Genomic DNA, 15,086 nt, shown 5'->3' with positions numbered 1-15,086 from the left:
TGGTTGTCTTTAACAGCCTAGCAGCGATTTTTCGCCTTACGTGTGTCGCCGTTTTCGCTGCGAAAGTTCAGATTTACTGCACTTTCGCAAGCGGTCGCAGTCCCAATCCACACACGCTACTAACCACTGCAGGAGAGAGCCACCATGGCCAGCACTTCGTTACGTAAAGCCTCGTTGCAAAGCATGGAAGCGGAGATCGAGAGTCTGCTCAAGTCCTTGGAAAGCCTGAAAGACGACGCTTCGGACGAGTCGCGCAAAACCCTCAAGTCGCTCAAGGCCAATGCCGAAAGCGCGCTGAAACACTCTCGGCATCTGCTCAGCGATGCGTATGAAGAGGTTAAGGTGAAAACCCGTGAAACCGGGATCGCCACCCGTGATTACGCTCAAGAACATCCCTGGACCACGGCCGGTGTCGCGGTTGGGGCGCTTGGTTTGCTGGCCGCTTACTTGTTGTGCAAGCGCGGTGACTGAACGGGTGGGCTCAGCTCATGCCTGAGCCACTGTGCCAATTGCCGGGCGCGTCCATCCGCGGCGCGCTTGGGCAGCCACAACGCCAGCCGCGCCGGGGTTTCACTGAAGCCCCACGGCGCGACCAGGCGTCCGGCACGAACGTCCTCGGCTACTAGCGGTTCCGGTGCGATTGCCACGCCAAGCCCGGCTACCGCGGCCTCGAGTAAATAATACAGATGCTCAAAACCTTGCCCGAATCTCAGTGACTGGGGTTCCAAGGCATTTTGCCGTGCCCAGGTTGGCCAGGCCTGTGGGCGGGAGGTGGTATGCAATAGCGGCTCGCCCAACAGTGTGCTGGCCGGTGCGTCCCGCAGTTGGGCGAATCCGGCGTAGCGCGGGCTGATCACCGGGCCGATTCGCTCGCTGGCCAGTTCATACACTTGCATGTCGGCTGGCCAGGGCGGCTCGGCGAATACCAGCAGGGCGTCCAGTCCAGGTCGCCTCGGGTCCAGGTCGCCTTCGCCGGCGGACAGATGCAGGCGCAAGTCGGGCAGATCAGCGTTGAGCCTGCCCAGGCGGGGTATGAACCAGCGCGCCAGCAGGCTGCCCGAGCAGCCCAGCACGAACGGCGCGTCCGCAGTGCTTTGCGTCAGCTCCGCGCAAACCGTGCGCAGGCGTTCGAATGCGTCGGCACTGGCGTCACGCAGACGCAAACCTGCATCTGTGAGTTTCAGGCCACGGCCATCCTTGATGAACAGGCTGACACCCAAGTGCTCTTCGAGCAATTTCAATTGCCGGCTGACGGCACCGTGGGTGACGTGCAGCTGCTCCGCCGCCTGGCTTACGCTGTTCAGGCGGGCGGTGGCCTCGAAGGCACGCAAGGCGTTTAGCGGCGGGAGGTCGTGGCTCATGGTATCTGTGAGTTTTCCTGACAGGTTGCGGCGATCTTATCGGTTTTCAGAGTGCGATGGCAGAGGTAGAGTGACCCTCATTGTTTTTCTACGCATTCGCCTGGAGCGCCCGATGACCCAGCCTACGACCCCTTTCAACCTGCGCAGCGGCCCCGATGCCAATGGCCTGTTTGGCGCGTTCGGCGGCCGCTACGTGGCCGAAACGCTGATGCCGTTGATCCTTGATCTGGCCCGTGAATACGAAGTGGCGAAGGAAGATCCTGCCTTCATTGAGGAATTGGCCTACTTCCAGCGCGACTACGTCGGTCGTCCGAGCCCGCTGTATTTCGCCGAGCGCCTGACCGAGTACTGCGGCGGTGCGAAGATCTACCTCAAGCGTGAAGAGCTGAACCACACGGGCGCTCACAAGATCAACAACTGCATCGGCCAGATCCTGCTGGCGCGGCGCATGGGCAAGAAACGCATCATCGCCGAGACCGGCGCTGGCATGCACGGCGTGGCCACTGCCACCGTGGCTGCGCGTTTTGGCCTTGAGTGTGTGATCTATATGGGCACCACCGACATCGAGCGCCAGCAGGCCAACGTGTTCCGGATGAAACTGCTCGGCGCCGAAGTGATCCCGGTGGTTGCTGGCACCGGCACCCTCAAGGATGCGATGAATGAGGCGCTGCGCGATTGGGTGACCAACGTCGACAGCACCTTCTATCTGATCGGCACCGTGGCCGGGCCGCACCCTTACCCAGCGATGGTCCGCGATTTCCAGGCGGTGATCGGCAAGGAAACCCGCGATCAGTTGCAAGCCCAGGAAGGCCGGCTGCCGGATAGCCTGGTGGCATGCATCGGTGGCGGCTCCAACGCCATGGGCCTGTTCCATCCGTTCCTGGATGACAGGAGCGTCGATATCATCGGCGTTGAAGCGGCTGGTTATGGCATCGAGACCGGCAAGCACGCCGCGAGCCTGAACGGTGGCGTCCCGGGTGTGCTGCACGGCAATCGTACGTTCCTGCTGCAGGACGACGACGGTCAGATCATCGACGCCCATTCCATATCTGCAGGTCTCGATTATCCGGGGATCGGTCCGGAACACGCCTGGTTGCATGACATCGGTCGGGTCCAGTACACCTCGGTCACCGACGCCGAAGCTTTGGAAGCTTTCCATAAATGCTGCCGTCTTGAAGGGATCATTCCTGCGCTGGAAAGCGCCCACGCCTTGGCTGAAGTGTTCAAGCGTGCACCGAACCTGCCCAAGGATCACCTGATGGTGGTCAACCTGTCCGGCCGCGGCGACAAAGACATGCAAACCGTAATGCACCATATGGAACAGTCCCAGCAGGAGAAACATTGATGAGCCGCCTGCAAACCCGTTTTGCCGAACTCAAGGAACAGAACCGCGCCGCGCTGGTGACCTTTGTCACCGCCGGTGATCCGGACTACGACACTTCGCTGGCGATCCTCAAGGGCCTGCCTGGCGCCGGCGCGGACGTGATCGAGCTGGGCATGCCGTTCACCGATCCGATGGCTGACGGCCCGGCAATCCAGCTGGCGAATATCCGCGCCCTGGGGGCCCAGCAGAACCTGGCGAAAACCCTGCAGATGGTGCGTGAGTTCCGCAAGGACAACACCGAGACACCGCTGGTATTGATGGGGTATTTCAACCCGATCCATCGTTATGGTGTGCAGCGTTTCATCGGCGAGGCGCTGGACTCCGGCGTCGATGGCCTGATCGTGGTGGACATGCCGCCCGAGCACAACAGCGAACTGTGCGAACCGGCCCAGGCTGTCGGCCTGGACTTTATCCGCCTGACTACGCCAACCACTGACGACGTGCGCTTGCCTACCGTGCTCAACGGCAGTTCCGGCTTTGTCTACTACGTGTCAGTTGCCGGTGTGACCGGTGCCGGCGCCGCGACGCTGGAACATGTGGAAGAGGCCGTGGCGCGTTTGCGTCGCCATACCGATCTGCCGATCAGCATCGGTTTCGGTATCCGCACGCCTGAACAGGCGGCAGCTATCGCGCGGCTGGCCGATGGGGTAGTGGTTGGCTCGGCGTTGATCGACCATATCGCCCGTGCCGACACGTCGGAGCAGGCGATCGATGGCGTGTTGAGCTTGTGTGCTGCCTTGGCTGACGGCGTGCGCAAGGCGCGTCTGGGCTGATTCCAGGTTCGGTTTGCAGCAACAAAAAAAGGGGTTCAGAACTGGGTTCTGAGCCCCTTTTTAAAGTTTCATCCAAGCGGGTCAGGGCAACTCCAACCCGCCCCCGGCCTTGTGCAGCTTGCGCAGATGTTCGCCGATTACCTTCACGTTGGCCTCGCTTGCAGCAATTTCAGCTGCGCGGCTCGGCTCCAGCAACGCTCGAACCTCCTTATCCAGGTCGCCTGTGAGCGTTTGCAGTTGCTTCTGGCGCAGGCTGCTTTCCGATTCCAGTCGTTGCCACTCGCTGGGTTGCGGCAGACCATAGCCGCCGCTGCCCAGCAATTCGGCCGGGCGGCTCAGGAAACCGCTGTTGGCGAGAATCTGCTGCAGCGTCGCGTTTGCCCGTTCCATACCGCCGTTCTGCAATTCGCGGGCATTGAGGTAGCGCTGCTTGACCTCATCCTGAGCGAGCAGCAATTGCCGGCGGAAACTCGCCTGCTCCAATAGAAGCAGCGCCGCGCTGGTGCGCAGGTCTGCCTGCTCGAACCAGGCGCGGCGTTCAGTGGCGTCCAGGGCCAGCCAGTCTTCAACGGTTTGCTGTTTGATGGGCAGATGCTTTTTCAGGACTTCGAACATCGCCTGGTAGCGGTCGCGGAACGAGTCAAAACGGTAACCGAGGCGCAGTGCCTCCTTGGGATCATCCAGTACGCTGGTATCCGCCAGGCCTCGACCCTTGAGGATTTCCAGCAAGCCGTTGGGCATGATGCTGTCCAGGTCTTTGAGCTGCTCGTTGTTACTGCCGCTGCGCAGCAGCTTCAGGCTTTCAACTGCGCAGTTATTGGAGAGGAAGTAGTAGTTTCCGTCGTAGCTCCAATGCATTTCGGCGGCACGTTCGACGGTCTCCTCGATCTCGGCACGAGACAAGTTCAGCGGAACTGATGCCAGGCTGCGCAGTTCAGTCTTGGTGTATTCATCGATTACCTGGGCCAGCGGCAGCACAAACAGGCGCGATGGGTATTTGCCCACCAGTCCGTCCCAGCTCGACAGCTGTACATCACCTACAAACGCACGGTAAGACAACACCAGGTGCTGATCCAGGTCCAACCGGCAATCCGGCCCACGTGGTCGGCCCGGCGCGCAGATCACCAGCCGGAGCATGCTGTGGCCCCAGCGACTGACCCAGTTCTGGTTGGCTTCGGCCAGCAGATAATCGATGGCGTAGACGCGCTCCGGATCGACCTTGCCCAGCGGCGTCTTGGCAAAATCGTTGCCGGCGTTGAGAAAAGCGAAGGACTGGGCGCAGGTGTCCTTGGCGGCAGGCGCCCAGCCGAAGTGTTCCTGATAATAGCGATACAGGGCGGGGCGCCGGCATGCATAGCTCGGGTCCAGGAGGAAATACTCCATGTTCACCGCGACGAACTCCTTGGGACTGCTTGTCTCGTAGAGGTCCGGGCTGCGGGCGACCTGGCGGTTATGCTGTTCCCGTTCGCCGCGGCGGCCGACGTATTGCGGCCAACCGGCCAAGTCGAGCAAGCGTGGATCATCGCTGAGGGTGAAGCGGCGGTCGTTCTCGCCCCGGCATTCATCCGGGAGCCCGATCAATCCTGCACTGCTGTTGCGCCGCGTACAGCGCTGGATCAGCGCACGTTCGGCATCCGGCCATAGACGCGAGCGATCATAGATATGAGTCAGTTCGTGGAGGACCGTGGCGAGCATTTCTCGCCGCACCGTGCCGTGCGGCCGCTGGGTCTTTTGCCTGGCGGCGCTGCCGTCGGTGAGGCTGTCGAGCAGGTTGCGGTTGAGATCCAGCTGTGACACCAACGAAGCCTGGCCGTAGGCGTTTTCCGGCATCTGGTCGGTCCAGCCGACATCGATGCGCCGGTCCAATCGCTCGATGAAGCGCGGAGGTAATGCTTGCATGGCTTCATCGAGCAATGCCTGACTGGCCTGCTGTTGCGCCGGGCTCAAGCCGTCGCTATTGAGGTGTAGCTGCAGGCCGGCCTGGGCAGTGCTGCCGATAAGCAGCACGACCCCGGCCGTCAGCCAGGCGGCGAGTCGCCTCACAATGCGAGGATGGCTTCGGCGAGAACCTGATCACTGGCGTCGCGAGCTTCCGGTACGCGGGTACGCAAGGTTTCGAAAGCGGCCTCGAGATGAGCGCCACGAATTTCGCCGTTGCTGGCGACGAAGCTGGCCGCGTCATCGTGGGCTTCACGGACGATTTTCGAATCACGGATGGAGGTAGTGGTGTCAGAGGTGAAATCGATCGAGCGCTGGGAAGCGCGAACGATGATGTTACTGGTGGCTACCAAGGTATGTGCCTGGGCCACATCGGCCAACACCAGCAGGCCAAGGGCGGCAGCAATCAGCGGGCTACGCATGGAACGACTCCGAAAAGAAAAAACAGATAGCTATTGGACGAGAATTGCCTGTGCCAGTTCAAGGTCGCTGGCGTGAAGTTTTGGCTGGCTCCGGCGCAGGTAAGCCAAGGCCGATTCCAACTGTGCGCCTCGCAACTGTCCATCGCTGGCAATGAATGTTGCGGCGTCATCGCGAGCGGCGACGACCAGTTTATTGTCGAAGGGTGCCGAGGTCACGAGGCTTGTGGCATAAGCGCTGGCCACCAGCTGTTGGGTGGACACGTCAAAGGCTTGGGCCGGAACAGACCAGCAGAAAGCTGCGAAGAAAAAGGCTCGGTACAGATTTGAAAAACGCATGGGACTCGACAGTTGTTGGCGAGCCTGAAGGCTAGCGCAAACCGGCGGGCCAGAGCCAGCGCTGAAACATCGGAACACCTCTGGGTGCCCGATGTTTCATGTTGCATCAAATAACCAGGATGGCCTGTGCCAACTGCGCATCGGTGGCGTTGAGCTGTGGAGCCTGCTGGCGAATGAAATCCAGCGCGCTTTCCAGCTTCACGCCACGGATGGCCCCTTCGCTAGCCACGAAGCTGGCGGCATCATCACGGGCAGCTTGAACAATCTTGTTGTCCCGCAGTGAAGAGGTGGCGTCGGAGGTTACGTCGGAAGTGGCTTTTAGTGCGCCGACGATGGAGTCAGTCGTGACGATGAAGCTGCTGGCGTTGGAATGGGCGGCTACGGCCAGCAGGACAGCTGTGCTGAGCAGGCGAAGACGGATCATGAGGTAACTCCTTGATGATGAAGGATGCCGGTGCGTGTAGCTGGAAGGAAGAGACGCAGATTCGACTCGCTTCGCCACGTCAGGATCGATATTAGGACAGAACGCGGCGGCTGACAGCTACAGAACAATAATAAGGCGAGCAGTTTGAACTGTACTTGTCATAGTTGAAAATTTTAAAACTGTTCAGTTTCAGTGAAAATTCAACCTCGGGCCCATAAACGACGAGACCCGTCGTGGTTTCCCACGACGGGTCTCGTTTATTCAATTCGATGCTGGCGATGGACCCGGTGGGTCAGGGCCAGCGACGCTGAGTTAGCGCCAGAACGGCTTGCTCAGCTCTTCGTAGCGTTGTGCTTCGCTGATACCGGCGTCAGCCAGCAGACGCGAATCCAGACGAGCCAGTTGATGGCGGCTGGCAATGCGGCGCTGCCACAACATCAGGTTGGCGATAACGCGAAGAGGCAGGGAAGCCTGGTTTTTTTCAACTTTGTCTTCGAAAAACAGCTCGGAACTGAGTGTACGTTCCATGGTTGACATCCTTCCGCTTGTGGCGGGATCAGGTAGTGGTTTGACTGGTGCCCATGATCCTCTCGTTTGGCCAGTCTCTCTAGATACAGTTCACCTGTATTGTGAGAGACCAGTTAACTGTTAAAGAGCGGTGTACCGGTCGATATTGAGGCAACTGTACCTATATGCACAATTTAGGTGCATTTTAGGCTGTTCTTCCCGGTTTTGTAGGAATGGGGCGTAAGAAATCACCGGTACAGTAGTACAGTTTTATGCGATGACTGCCCCTGCCGTAGGCATTCACCGAAACTGTTATTGCTGTATCGCTAGGCCAGCTGTATCAAATCGCCAACATGCGTCCGGTTTCCTCGAGGTTGAGGTGCCAACTGAGCGCATCCTTCAGGATATGCGGCGTATGTCCGCCCAGCTTACAAGCGGCTTCAAAATAGTCGCTGAGCGCCTGGCGATAGATAGGGTGTACGCAGTTGTCGATGATGACCCTCGCCCGCTCCCGTGGTGCGAGCCCCCGCAGGTCGGCCAGACCGATCTCTGTTACCAGGATGTCGACATCGTGCTCGGTATGGTCCACATGGCTGACCATCGGCACGACGCTGGAAATGGCACCGCCCTTGGCGATGGATTTGGTAACGAACACCGCCAGGTGCGCATTCCGGGCGAAGTCGCCCGATCCGCCAATGCCGTTCATCATCCGCGTGCCGCACACATGGGTTGAGTTGACGTTGCCGTACAGATCGAACTCCAACGCTGTGTTGATGCCGATGATGCCCAGGCGGCGCACAACTTCTGGATGGTTGGAGATTTCCTGCGGGCGCAGGACCAATTTGTCCTTATACCTTTCCAGGTTGCCGAAGACATCGGCATTGCGTCGAGCCGACAAGGTAATGGAACTGCCGGAAGCGAAACTCAGCTTGCCCGCATCGATCAGGTCGAAGGTCGAGTCTTGCAGCACCTCGGAATACATGGTCAGTTCTTCGAACGGGGAATCGATCAAACCGCACATCACGGCGTTGGCGATATTACCGATTCCGGCCTGCAACGGGCCGAGCTTGTTGGTCATCCGTCCGGCTGCCACCTCTTGCTTGAAAAAATCGACCAAGTGATCGGCAATAGCCTGTGTATCGCTGTCAGGTGGCAGGACGGTGGAGGGTGAGTCCGCTTGATGGGTGATGACAATGGCGGCAATTTTTTCCGCGGGGATTGGAATGGCAGGGCTACCGATGCGGTCCTCGACCTTCACCAGGGGAATGGGTGTGCGGGTTGGGCGGTAGCTCGGGATATAGATGTCGTGGAGCCCTTCCAGATTCGGGTTGTGGGCCATATTGATCTCGACGATCACTTGTCTGGCGAAAATCGCAAAACTGGCCGAATTGCCCACTGATGTGGTGGGCACGATATGACCTTGTTCGGTAATGGCCACGGCTTCGATCACGGCGATATCGGGCAGCTTGAGCTGCGCGTTGCGCATCTGTTCAACGGTCTCCGATAGATGCTGGTCGATGAACATGACCTCGCCAGCGTTGATGGCCTTGCGCAGGGTGCTGTCCACCTGGAAGGGCATGCGTCGCGCGAGCACGCCTGCCTCCGTGAGCTCCTTATCGAGATCGTTGCCCAGGCTCGCTCCGGTCATCAGGCTGATTTTCAACGGCATGAGCTTGGCCCGTTCGGCCAGTGCATGAGGTACCGCCTTGGCTTCTCCGGCGCGGGTGAAGCCACTCATGCCAACGGTCATCCCGTCCTCAATCAGCAAGGCTGCCTCGGCAGCGCTCATCACTTTGTCCAACAACGAAGGCAGGCGGATGCGGTCACGGTACATGGATGGTTGTCTCGGGCAGGAAGCAGGATGCGCAGTGTAGAGAATTCGCGCCGTGCCCGACCCGCTACAAAAGTCGCATTTGAGGCGTCTATTACGGGCGTTTCAGGCAAAACATCATTACCGTATCGGTAACTTTCAGCCTTGATACAAATCAAAACGCCCCGACAAGTCGGGGCGTTTTGATAACACTGCGGAGCTTATTCCACGGCCTTGACCATGTCCTCAATGACCTTCTTGGCGTCGCCGAACACCATCATGGTCTTGTCGAGGTAGAACAGCTCGTTGTCCAGGCCGGCATAGCCGCTGGCCATCGAGCGCTTGTTGACGATGATGGTCTTGGCCTTGAACGCTTCGAGGATCGGCATGCCGGCGATCGGCGACTTGGGATCGTTCTTCGCCGCCGGGTTGACCACATCGTTGGCGCCCAGCACCAGCACCACGTCGGCCTGGCCGAACTCGGAGTTGATGTCCTCCATCTCGAACACCTGGTCGTAAGGTACTTCGGCCTCGGCCAGCAGGACGTTCATGTGCCCGGGCATGCGACCGGCCACCGGGTGGATCGCATATTTGACGGTCACGCCATGGTGGGTCAGCTTCTCGGTCAGCTCTTTCAACGCATGCTGCGCCCGTGCCACCGCCAGGCCGTAGCCCGGCACGATGATCACTGTGTCGGCGTTGGTCAGCAGGAAGGTCGCGTCATCTGCCGAACCGGATTTCACCGGGCGGGCTTCTTTCGAGCCTGCCGGGCCAGCCGCATCTGCGGCGTTGCCGAAGCCACCGAGCAGCACGTTGAAGAACGAACGGTTCATCGCCTTGCACATGATGTAAGACAGGATCGCACCGCTCGAACCTACCAGGGAGCCGGCAATGATCAGCATCGAGTTGTTCAGCGAGAAGCCGATACCGGCGGCCGCCCAGCCCGAATAACTGTTGAGCATCGAGACCACCACCGGCATGTCCGCGCCGCCGATCGGGATGATGATCAGCACACCCAGCACGAAGGCCAAGGCCAACATCAAGGCGAACGCGCCGAGGTTGCCGGTGAACATGAAGGTCAGGCCCAGGCCCAGCGTTGCCAGGCCCAGGATCAGGTTGAGCTTGTGCTGGCCACCAAACTGTACCGGTGCGCCTTGGAACAGGCGGAACTTGTACTTGCCCGACAACTTGCCGAAAGCGATCACCGAACCGGAGAAGGTGATTGCACCGATGGCCGCGCCGAGGAACAGCTCCAGACGGTTACCGGCCGGGATCGAATCGCCCAGTTGCTTGACGATACCCAGCGATTGCGGCTCGACTACCGCCGCGATGGCAATGAACACCGCCGCCAGGCCGATCATGCTGTGCATGAACGCTACCAGCTCCGGCATCTTGGTCATCTCGACGCGCTTGGCCATGATCGAGCCGGCGGTACCACCAACCAGCAGGCCGACGATGACGTAGCCAATGCCGGCAGTGGCCAGCTCTGCCCCCAGCTTATAGATGAGACCCACGGTAGTGAGCACTGCCAGCGCCATGCCGAGCATGCCGAACAGGTTGCCTCGGCGGGAGGTGGTGGGATGCGAAAGGCCTTTGAGGGCCTGGATGAAACAGATCGACGCAATCAGGTAGAGCGTCGTTACCAGGTTCATGCTCATTACTTGGGCGCCTCTTCTTTTACGGCTTTCGGGGCTTTTTTCTTGAACATCTCAAGCATGCGGCGCGTCACCAGGAAGCCGCCGAACACGTTGACCGCGGCCAGGGCTACGGCGAGGGTGCCCATGGTCTTGCCCAGCGGCGTTACGGTCAGGGCGGCGGCCAGCATGGCGCCGACAATCACGATTGCCGAGATGGCGTTGGTCACCGCCATTAACGGCGTGTGCAGCGCGGGTGTAACGTTCCAGACCACGTGGTAACCGACATAAATCGCCAGCACGAAGATGATCAGGTTGTAGATACCGGGGGAAATAAGCTCTTCCATTGTCTGAATCCCTGCTTAGGCGTTTTTGCGGATGACTTGGCCGTCGCGGCACATCAGGCACGCGGCGACGATGTCGTCTTCCAGGTTCACGTCGAACTGACCTTCCTTGGTGAAGACCAGCTTCAGGAAGTCCAGCAGGTTACGGGCGTACAACGCCGAAGCATCGGCCGCGACTTCACCGGCCAGGTTGGTCGGGCCGCAAATGGTCACGCCGTTTTCGACCACCACCTGATCGGCCACGGTCAGCGGGCAGTTACCGCCCTGGGCTGCTGCGAGGTCGATGACCACCGAGCCCGGTTTCATCTGCGCGACGGTTTCGGCGCTCAGCAAAGTCGGTGCCTTGCGGCCCGGAATCAATGCGGTGGTGATGACGATGTCCGCCTGCTTGGCGCGCTCGTGCACGGCTTGGGCCTGGCGCTGCATCCAGCTGGCAGGCATGGGCCGGGCGTAACCACCCACGCCGACGGCGCATTCACGCTCTTCGTCGGTCTCGTAAGGCACGTCGACGAACTTGGCGCCGAGGGATTCGATTTGCTCTTTCACTGCGGGACGCACGTCCGATGCCTCGATCACAGCGCCCAGGCGCTTGGCCGTGGCAATCGCCTGGAGTCCGGCCACGCCCGCGCCGAGAATCAGCACGCGCGCCGCTTTCACGGTGCCTGCGGCGGTCATCAGCATCGGCATGAAGCGCGGATAGTGATGGGCGGCCAGCAACACGGCTTTATAGCCGGCGATATTCGCTTGAGACGACAGCACGTCCAGGCTTTGAGCGCGGGAGGTACGCGGCGCGGCCTCAAGGGCGAATGCGGTGATGCCGCGTTCGGCCAGCTTGGCGATGGTTTCGTTGTTGAACGGGTTGAGCATGCCCACCAGAACGGTGCCGCTCTTGATCAGCGTCAGCTCGCTGTCGCTGGGGGCGACCACCTTGAGGATCAGTTCGGCCCCGAATGCATCACTGGCGCTGCCAATGGTTGCGCCCGCTGCCTCATAGGCACTGTCAATAACGCTGGCCTTGATGCCGGCGCCGCTTTCAACAGTGACTTTATGGCCTTGGCCGACCAGCTTCTTGATGGTTTCCGGGGTAGCAGCAACCCGTGTTTCACCCGTCTGGGTTTCGAGAGGAACACCAATGTGCACGTCAAATCTCCTGCGTGATCTTATTGAGTAAACCCAGGCACTTCGGATGGTGCGACTGGGGCGGCCGATCAGCACGATCCCGCCTGACCAGGCGGGGCGCGGCATTTTGCAGGCGAATATTCAGCCCTTCAAGGGATTATGACGTGTGACGTAAATATAACTACAAGTCACCCTGTGACCGAATGTCGCAACTGGCGAGGTAAAGGTCGCTAAACCCAGGCAAATCAAGGGATAACGGAAATTATGATTCTTTTTGCATCGGTCAGATGAATGGAGCGATATGACTCGCTCGATATGGCTTAAAGCCACGTATTTCAACGGTTCTAGGACGTTTGTACCGATATGATCACAGTTTGGTTAAATGCGACAAATAGTTATATCTGTAGTGCTTGAGATAGTATTACTACTTATTTGCGCTGTCATTTTTTCCTTAATTTTCAAAAGCATAGTTTCTAGCTTTGGTGACCAGCCAATCGCGAAATGCCCGCAGCGAGGCCGATTCCACCTTCCGTTCCGGGATCATCAGGTAATACGCCTTGAGGCTCGACAGGGCATTGGGGTTGGCAATGACCAGGCGCTTCTCCGCCAGTTCGCGCTGGATCAGGAAGGGCGGGATCAAGGCAACACCCATATCGTGCATGGCGGCTTGGGCAAGCATGGAGAATAGTTCATAGCGCGGACCTGTCAGGTCGCGCGCGATATTAAGGTCTTGTGAGTTGAACCACTGGCGCCACGCGTATGGGCGGGTTGTCTGCTGGAGCAGGGGGAGCTCGGCGATTGCCTCTGGCGTCAGAGTTTTGCGGTTGCCCAGCAAGGAGGGGCTGCATACCGGCAACGGCTTTTCCCCCATTAATTTGTGAGATTCGGTGCCGGACCAGTCCGCGTCGCCGAAGTAGATGGCTGCATCGAAATCCGTATCGGCGAACAGGAAAGGGCGCGTGCGGTTGGTGAGATTGACCGTCACCTCAGGGTGCTGCTGCTGGAAATCCTTGAGGCGTGGCAGCAGCCATTGAGTGCCGAAGGTGGGCACGACGGCGAGTTCGATAACGTTCGCGCCGGTGTGCCCCATCACTGAAAGGGTATCGCGCTCGACGGCATTCAGTTGCGTGGCGATTCGACGGCTATATGAAAGCCCCGCTTCAGTCAGCTTGACGCCGCGTCTTGAGCGTCGGAAAAGCTCCACGCCAAGGAAGTCCTCCAGGCTGGCAATCTGTCGGCAGATAGCGCCTTGGGTGAGAGAGAGCTCCAGTGCCGCCTTGGTGAAGCTTTCGTGGCGTGCGGCAGCCTCGAAGCTGATCAGGGCGGCGGTGCTTGGGATTTTACGACGCATATACGCAAGCCTCACTCGTTATCCGCACAACAGCGGTCTTTGGCGTTTACCGAGTGAGAAATTAGCACAACAACATGCCGAATCCTCGTTTGCTCTTGTGGGAAACCGGGCCTAGGATCAGTCCACGATTTTCCATTTGATTGGCGAGGACTTTTTCATGGACAGTAAGGCGAGCTTCAGCTGGATCGATCCCTTGTTGCTGGACCAGCAACTCACCGAAGAAGAACGCATGATTCGCGACACTGCCGAGCAGTTCGCTCAGCAGAAGCTGGCGCCGCGCGTACTGGAGGCGTTCCGTCATGAAAAGACTGACCCGGCGATCTTTCGTGAAATGGGCGAAGTGGGCCTCCTGGGCGCCACCATTCCCGAGCAATACGGCGGCAGCGGCCTGAATTACGTCAGCTACGGCCTCATCGCCAGGGAAGTGGAGCGTGTGGACTCCGGCTACCGGTCGATGATGAGCGTGCAGTCCTCACTGGTCATGGTGCCGATCAACGAATTCGGCACCGAGGCGCAGAAACAGAAGTATCTGCCGAAGCTGGCTTCAGGCGAATGGATAGGCTGCTTTGGCCTGACCGAGCCGAACCATGGTTCCGACCCGGGCGCGATGATCACTCGGGCGCGCAAGGTTGAAGGCGGCTACAGCTTGACCGGCAGCAAGATGTGGATCACCAACAGTCCGATCGCGGATGTGTTTGTCGTTTGGGCGAAGGACGACGCCGGCGATATCCGAGGCTTCGTGCTGGAGAAGGGCTGGAAGGGCCTGACTGCTCCGGCGATTCACGGCAAGGTCGGGCTGCGTGCTTCGATTACCGGCGAGATCGTCATGGACAGCGTATTCGTGCCGGAAGAAAACATCTTTCCGGACGTGCGTGGCTTGAAAGGGCCGTTCACCTGTCTGAACTCGGCGCGCTACGGCATTTCCTGGGGCGCCCTGGGGGCTGCCGAGTTCTGCTGGCACACCGCCCGTCAATACACGCTCGACCGGCAGCAGTTCGGTCGCCCGTTGGCTGCCAATCAATTGATCCAGAAAAAACTGGCCGATATGCAGACTGAAATCACCCTCGCGCTTCAAGGATGTCTGCGTCTTGGGCGTATGAAAGATGAAGGCACGGCTGCGGTAGAGATTACTTCGATCATGAAGCGGAACTCTTGCGGTAAGTCCCTGGATATTGCACGCATGGCGCGGGACATGCTGGGCGGCAATGGCATCTCCGACGAGTTCGGCATTGCTCGTCATTTAGTGAACCTTGAGGTGGTGAACACCTACGAGGGTACGCACGATGTTCATGCGTTGATCCTTGGCCGCGCGCAAACCGGCATTCAAGCGTTCTATTAATAGGGGAACGGCCATGGGCGCGCTTTCGCATCTGCGGGTGTTGGATTTATCGAGGGTTCTGGCTGGGCCTTGGGCCGGGCAGATCCTCGCGGACCTGGGGGCGGAGGTCATAAAGGTCGAGCGTCCGGGTAACGGTGACGATACGCGTGCCTGGGGGCCGCCCTTTCTGAAAGACGCTTATGGCGAGAATACGACCGAGGCGGCTTATTACCTGTCGGCCAATCGCAACAAGCAATCGGTCACGATTGATTTCACGCGCCCCGAAGGGCAAAAGCTGATCCGGGAACTGGCGGCCAAGTCCGACATCCTGATCGAGAACTTCAAGGTGGGTGGCCTTGCGGCCT

The 15,086-nt window shown here is 59.4% G+C and carries 16 protein-coding genes (1 of these 16 only partly in view); 5 read left to right on the top strand and 11 right to left on the bottom strand.

Annotated features, from left to right (window positions below):
- Positions 1 to 144: 144 nt before the first annotated feature.
- A complete protein-coding gene (locus tag J3P89_RS27655) occupies positions 145 to 471 on the top strand; it encodes a DUF883 family protein (protein ID WP_186611411.1) in 327 nt (108 codons plus the stop codon).
- On the opposite strand, the gene J3P89_RS27650 is transcribed toward J3P89_RS27655, so the two are convergent.
- Positions 444 to 1,361, bottom strand: coding sequence for a LysR family transcriptional regulator (locus tag J3P89_RS27650; RefSeq protein ID WP_434696265.1), 918 nt, complete (start codon positions 1,359 to 1,361; stop codon positions 444 to 446). The two genes, J3P89_RS27655 and J3P89_RS27650, sit on opposite strands and share 28 nt — an antisense overlap.
- 112 nt (positions 1,362 to 1,473) lie before the next feature.
- On the opposite strand from J3P89_RS27650, the gene trpB reads away from it, so the two are divergent.
- Both trpB and trpA read left to right on the top strand, forming a co-directional pair.
- Entirely contained in the window at positions 1,474 to 2,706 is a 1,233-nt protein-coding gene (gene trpB, locus J3P89_RS27645) for a tryptophan synthase subunit beta (protein WP_434696264.1), read from the top strand.
- Positions 2,706 to 3,518: a tryptophan synthase subunit alpha gene (trpA, locus tag J3P89_RS27640; RefSeq protein ID WP_434626712.1), complete on the top strand. Its 813-nt coding sequence runs from the start codon at positions 2,706 to 2,708 to the stop codon at positions 3,516 to 3,518. The genes trpB and trpA overlap by 1 nt, the downstream gene beginning before the upstream one ends.
- Before the next feature lie 81 nt (positions 3,519 to 3,599).
- Here the strand turns inward: trpA and J3P89_RS27635 are convergent, their stop codons facing one another.
- From J3P89_RS27635 to J3P89_RS27590, 10 genes are all read right to left on the bottom strand, one after another.
- Entirely contained in the window at positions 3,600 to 5,561 is a 1,962-nt protein-coding gene (locus J3P89_RS27635) for a DUF4105 domain-containing protein (protein ID WP_434696263.1), read from the bottom strand.
- The gene (locus J3P89_RS27630; protein ID WP_039593376.1) at positions 5,558 to 5,878 is read right to left on the bottom strand and encodes a DUF2388 domain-containing protein; all 321 of its coding nucleotides are present in this window, start codon (positions 5,876 to 5,878) and stop codon (positions 5,558 to 5,560) included. The genes J3P89_RS27635 and J3P89_RS27630 overlap by 4 nt, the downstream gene beginning before the upstream one ends.
- A 30-nt stretch (positions 5,879 to 5,908) precedes the next feature.
- Positions 5,909 to 6,214 (bottom strand): DUF2388 domain-containing protein, encoded by a 306-nt coding sequence (locus J3P89_RS27625; protein ID WP_434626702.1) that lies wholly within the window; start codon positions 6,212 to 6,214, stop codon positions 5,909 to 5,911.
- Between the two features lie 106 nt (positions 6,215 to 6,320).
- Positions 6,321 to 6,638, bottom strand: a complete 318-nt coding sequence (locus J3P89_RS27620; RefSeq protein WP_305497647.1) for a DUF2388 domain-containing protein — start codon at positions 6,636 to 6,638, stop codon at positions 6,321 to 6,323.
- A 312-nt stretch (positions 6,639 to 6,950) separates the two neighbouring features.
- Positions 6,951 to 7,166, bottom strand: coding sequence for a DUF1127 domain-containing protein (locus J3P89_RS27615; RefSeq protein ID WP_434696262.1), 216 nt, complete (start codon positions 7,164 to 7,166; stop codon positions 6,951 to 6,953).
- Positions 7,167 to 7,485: 319 nt separating this feature from the next.
- On the bottom strand, positions 7,486 to 8,979 hold the full coding sequence (locus tag J3P89_RS27610) for an acetyl-CoA hydrolase/transferase family protein (RefSeq protein ID WP_434696261.1): 1,494 nt from the start codon (positions 8,977 to 8,979) through the stop codon (positions 7,486 to 7,488).
- A 197-nt stretch (positions 8,980 to 9,176) separates the two neighbouring features.
- Positions 9,177 to 10,613, bottom strand: a complete 1,437-nt coding sequence (locus J3P89_RS27605; RefSeq protein ID WP_305497645.1) for an NAD(P)(+) transhydrogenase (Re/Si-specific) subunit beta — start codon at positions 10,611 to 10,613, stop codon at positions 9,177 to 9,179.
- Positions 10,613 to 10,936, bottom strand: a complete 324-nt coding sequence (locus J3P89_RS27600) for an NAD(P) transhydrogenase subunit alpha (protein WP_003187010.1) — start codon at positions 10,934 to 10,936, stop codon at positions 10,613 to 10,615. The genes J3P89_RS27605 and J3P89_RS27600 overlap by 1 nt, the downstream gene beginning before the upstream one ends.
- Positions 10,937 to 10,951: 15 nt before the next feature.
- On the bottom strand, positions 10,952 to 12,073 hold the full coding sequence (locus J3P89_RS27595) for a Re/Si-specific NAD(P)(+) transhydrogenase subunit alpha (protein ID WP_434626696.1): 1,122 nt from the start codon (positions 12,071 to 12,073) through the stop codon (positions 10,952 to 10,954).
- Between the two features lie 430 nt (positions 12,074 to 12,503).
- A complete protein-coding gene (locus tag J3P89_RS27590) occupies positions 12,504 to 13,403 on the bottom strand; it encodes a LysR family transcriptional regulator (RefSeq protein ID WP_434696260.1) in 900 nt (299 codons plus the stop codon).
- A 157-nt stretch (positions 13,404 to 13,560) separates the two neighbouring features.
- On the opposite strand from J3P89_RS27590, the gene J3P89_RS27585 reads away from it, so the two are divergent.
- The gene (locus J3P89_RS27585; RefSeq protein ID WP_434696259.1) at positions 13,561 to 14,742 is read left to right on the top strand and encodes an acyl-CoA dehydrogenase; all 1,182 of its coding nucleotides are present in this window, start codon (positions 13,561 to 13,563) and stop codon (positions 14,740 to 14,742) included.
- Positions 14,743 to 14,755: 13 nt separating this feature from the next.
- Positions 14,756 to 15,086 carry the beginning of a CaiB/BaiF CoA transferase family protein gene (locus J3P89_RS27580; RefSeq protein ID WP_434696258.1) on the top strand. The gene runs 890 nt beyond the window's last position, so only the first 331 of its 1,221 coding nucleotides appear in the window; its start codon is at positions 14,756 to 14,758; the stop codon falls past the right edge of the window.

The organism is Pseudomonas sp. Z1-14 (assembly GCF_051132005.1).
Taxonomy (GTDB): Bacteria; Pseudomonadota; Gammaproteobacteria; order Pseudomonadales; family Pseudomonadaceae; genus Aquipseudomonas.
Note: the sequence above shows the minus strand (reverse complement) of the source record. Positions and strands in the feature narration are given on the sequence as shown.

Bases quoted from the DNA above. Each gene is read 5' to 3' on its own strand.
- J3P89_RS27630 (WP_039593376.1), bottom strand. From the start codon at position 5,878: ATGCGTAGCCCGCTGATTGCTGCCGCCCTTGGCCTGCTGGTGTTGGCC.
- J3P89_RS27600 (WP_003187010.1), bottom strand. From the start codon at position 10,936: ATGGAAGAGCTTATTTCCCCCGGTATCTACAACCTGATCATCTTCGTG.
- trpA (WP_434626712.1), top strand. From the start codon at position 2,706: ATGAGCCGCCTGCAAACCCGTTTTGCCGAACTCAAGGAACAGAACCGC.
- J3P89_RS27625 (WP_434626702.1), bottom strand. From the start codon at position 6,214: ATGCGTTTTTCAAATCTGTACCGAGCCTTTTTCTTCGCAGCTTTCTGC.
- J3P89_RS27655 (WP_186611411.1), top strand. From the start codon at position 145: ATGGCCAGCACTTCGTTACGTAAAGCCTCGTTGCAAAGCATGGAAGCG.
- trpB (WP_434696264.1), top strand. From the start codon at position 1,474: ATGACCCAGCCTACGACCCCTTTCAACCTGCGCAGCGGCCCCGATGCC.
- J3P89_RS27585 (WP_434696259.1), top strand. From the start codon at position 13,561: ATGGACAGTAAGGCGAGCTTCAGCTGGATCGATCCCTTGTTGCTGGAC.
- J3P89_RS27615 (WP_434696262.1), bottom strand. From the start codon at position 7,166: ATGGAACGTACACTCAGTTCCGAGCTGTTTTTCGAAGACAAAGTTGAA.
- J3P89_RS27610 (WP_434696261.1), bottom strand. From the start codon at position 8,979: ATGTACCGTGACCGCATCCGCCTGCCTTCGTTGTTGGACAAAGTGATG.
- J3P89_RS27590 (WP_434696260.1), bottom strand. From the start codon at position 13,403: ATGCGTCGTAAAATCCCAAGCACCGCCGCCCTGATCAGCTTCGAGGCT.
- J3P89_RS27620 (WP_305497647.1), bottom strand. From the start codon at position 6,638: ATGATCCGTCTTCGCCTGCTCAGCACAGCTGTCCTGCTGGCCGTAGCC.
- J3P89_RS27605 (WP_305497645.1), bottom strand. From the start codon at position 10,613: ATGAGCATGAACCTGGTAACGACGCTCTACCTGATTGCGTCGATCTGT.
- J3P89_RS27650 (WP_434696265.1), bottom strand. From the start codon at position 1,361: ATGAGCCACGACCTCCCGCCGCTAAACGCCTTGCGTGCCTTCGAGGCC.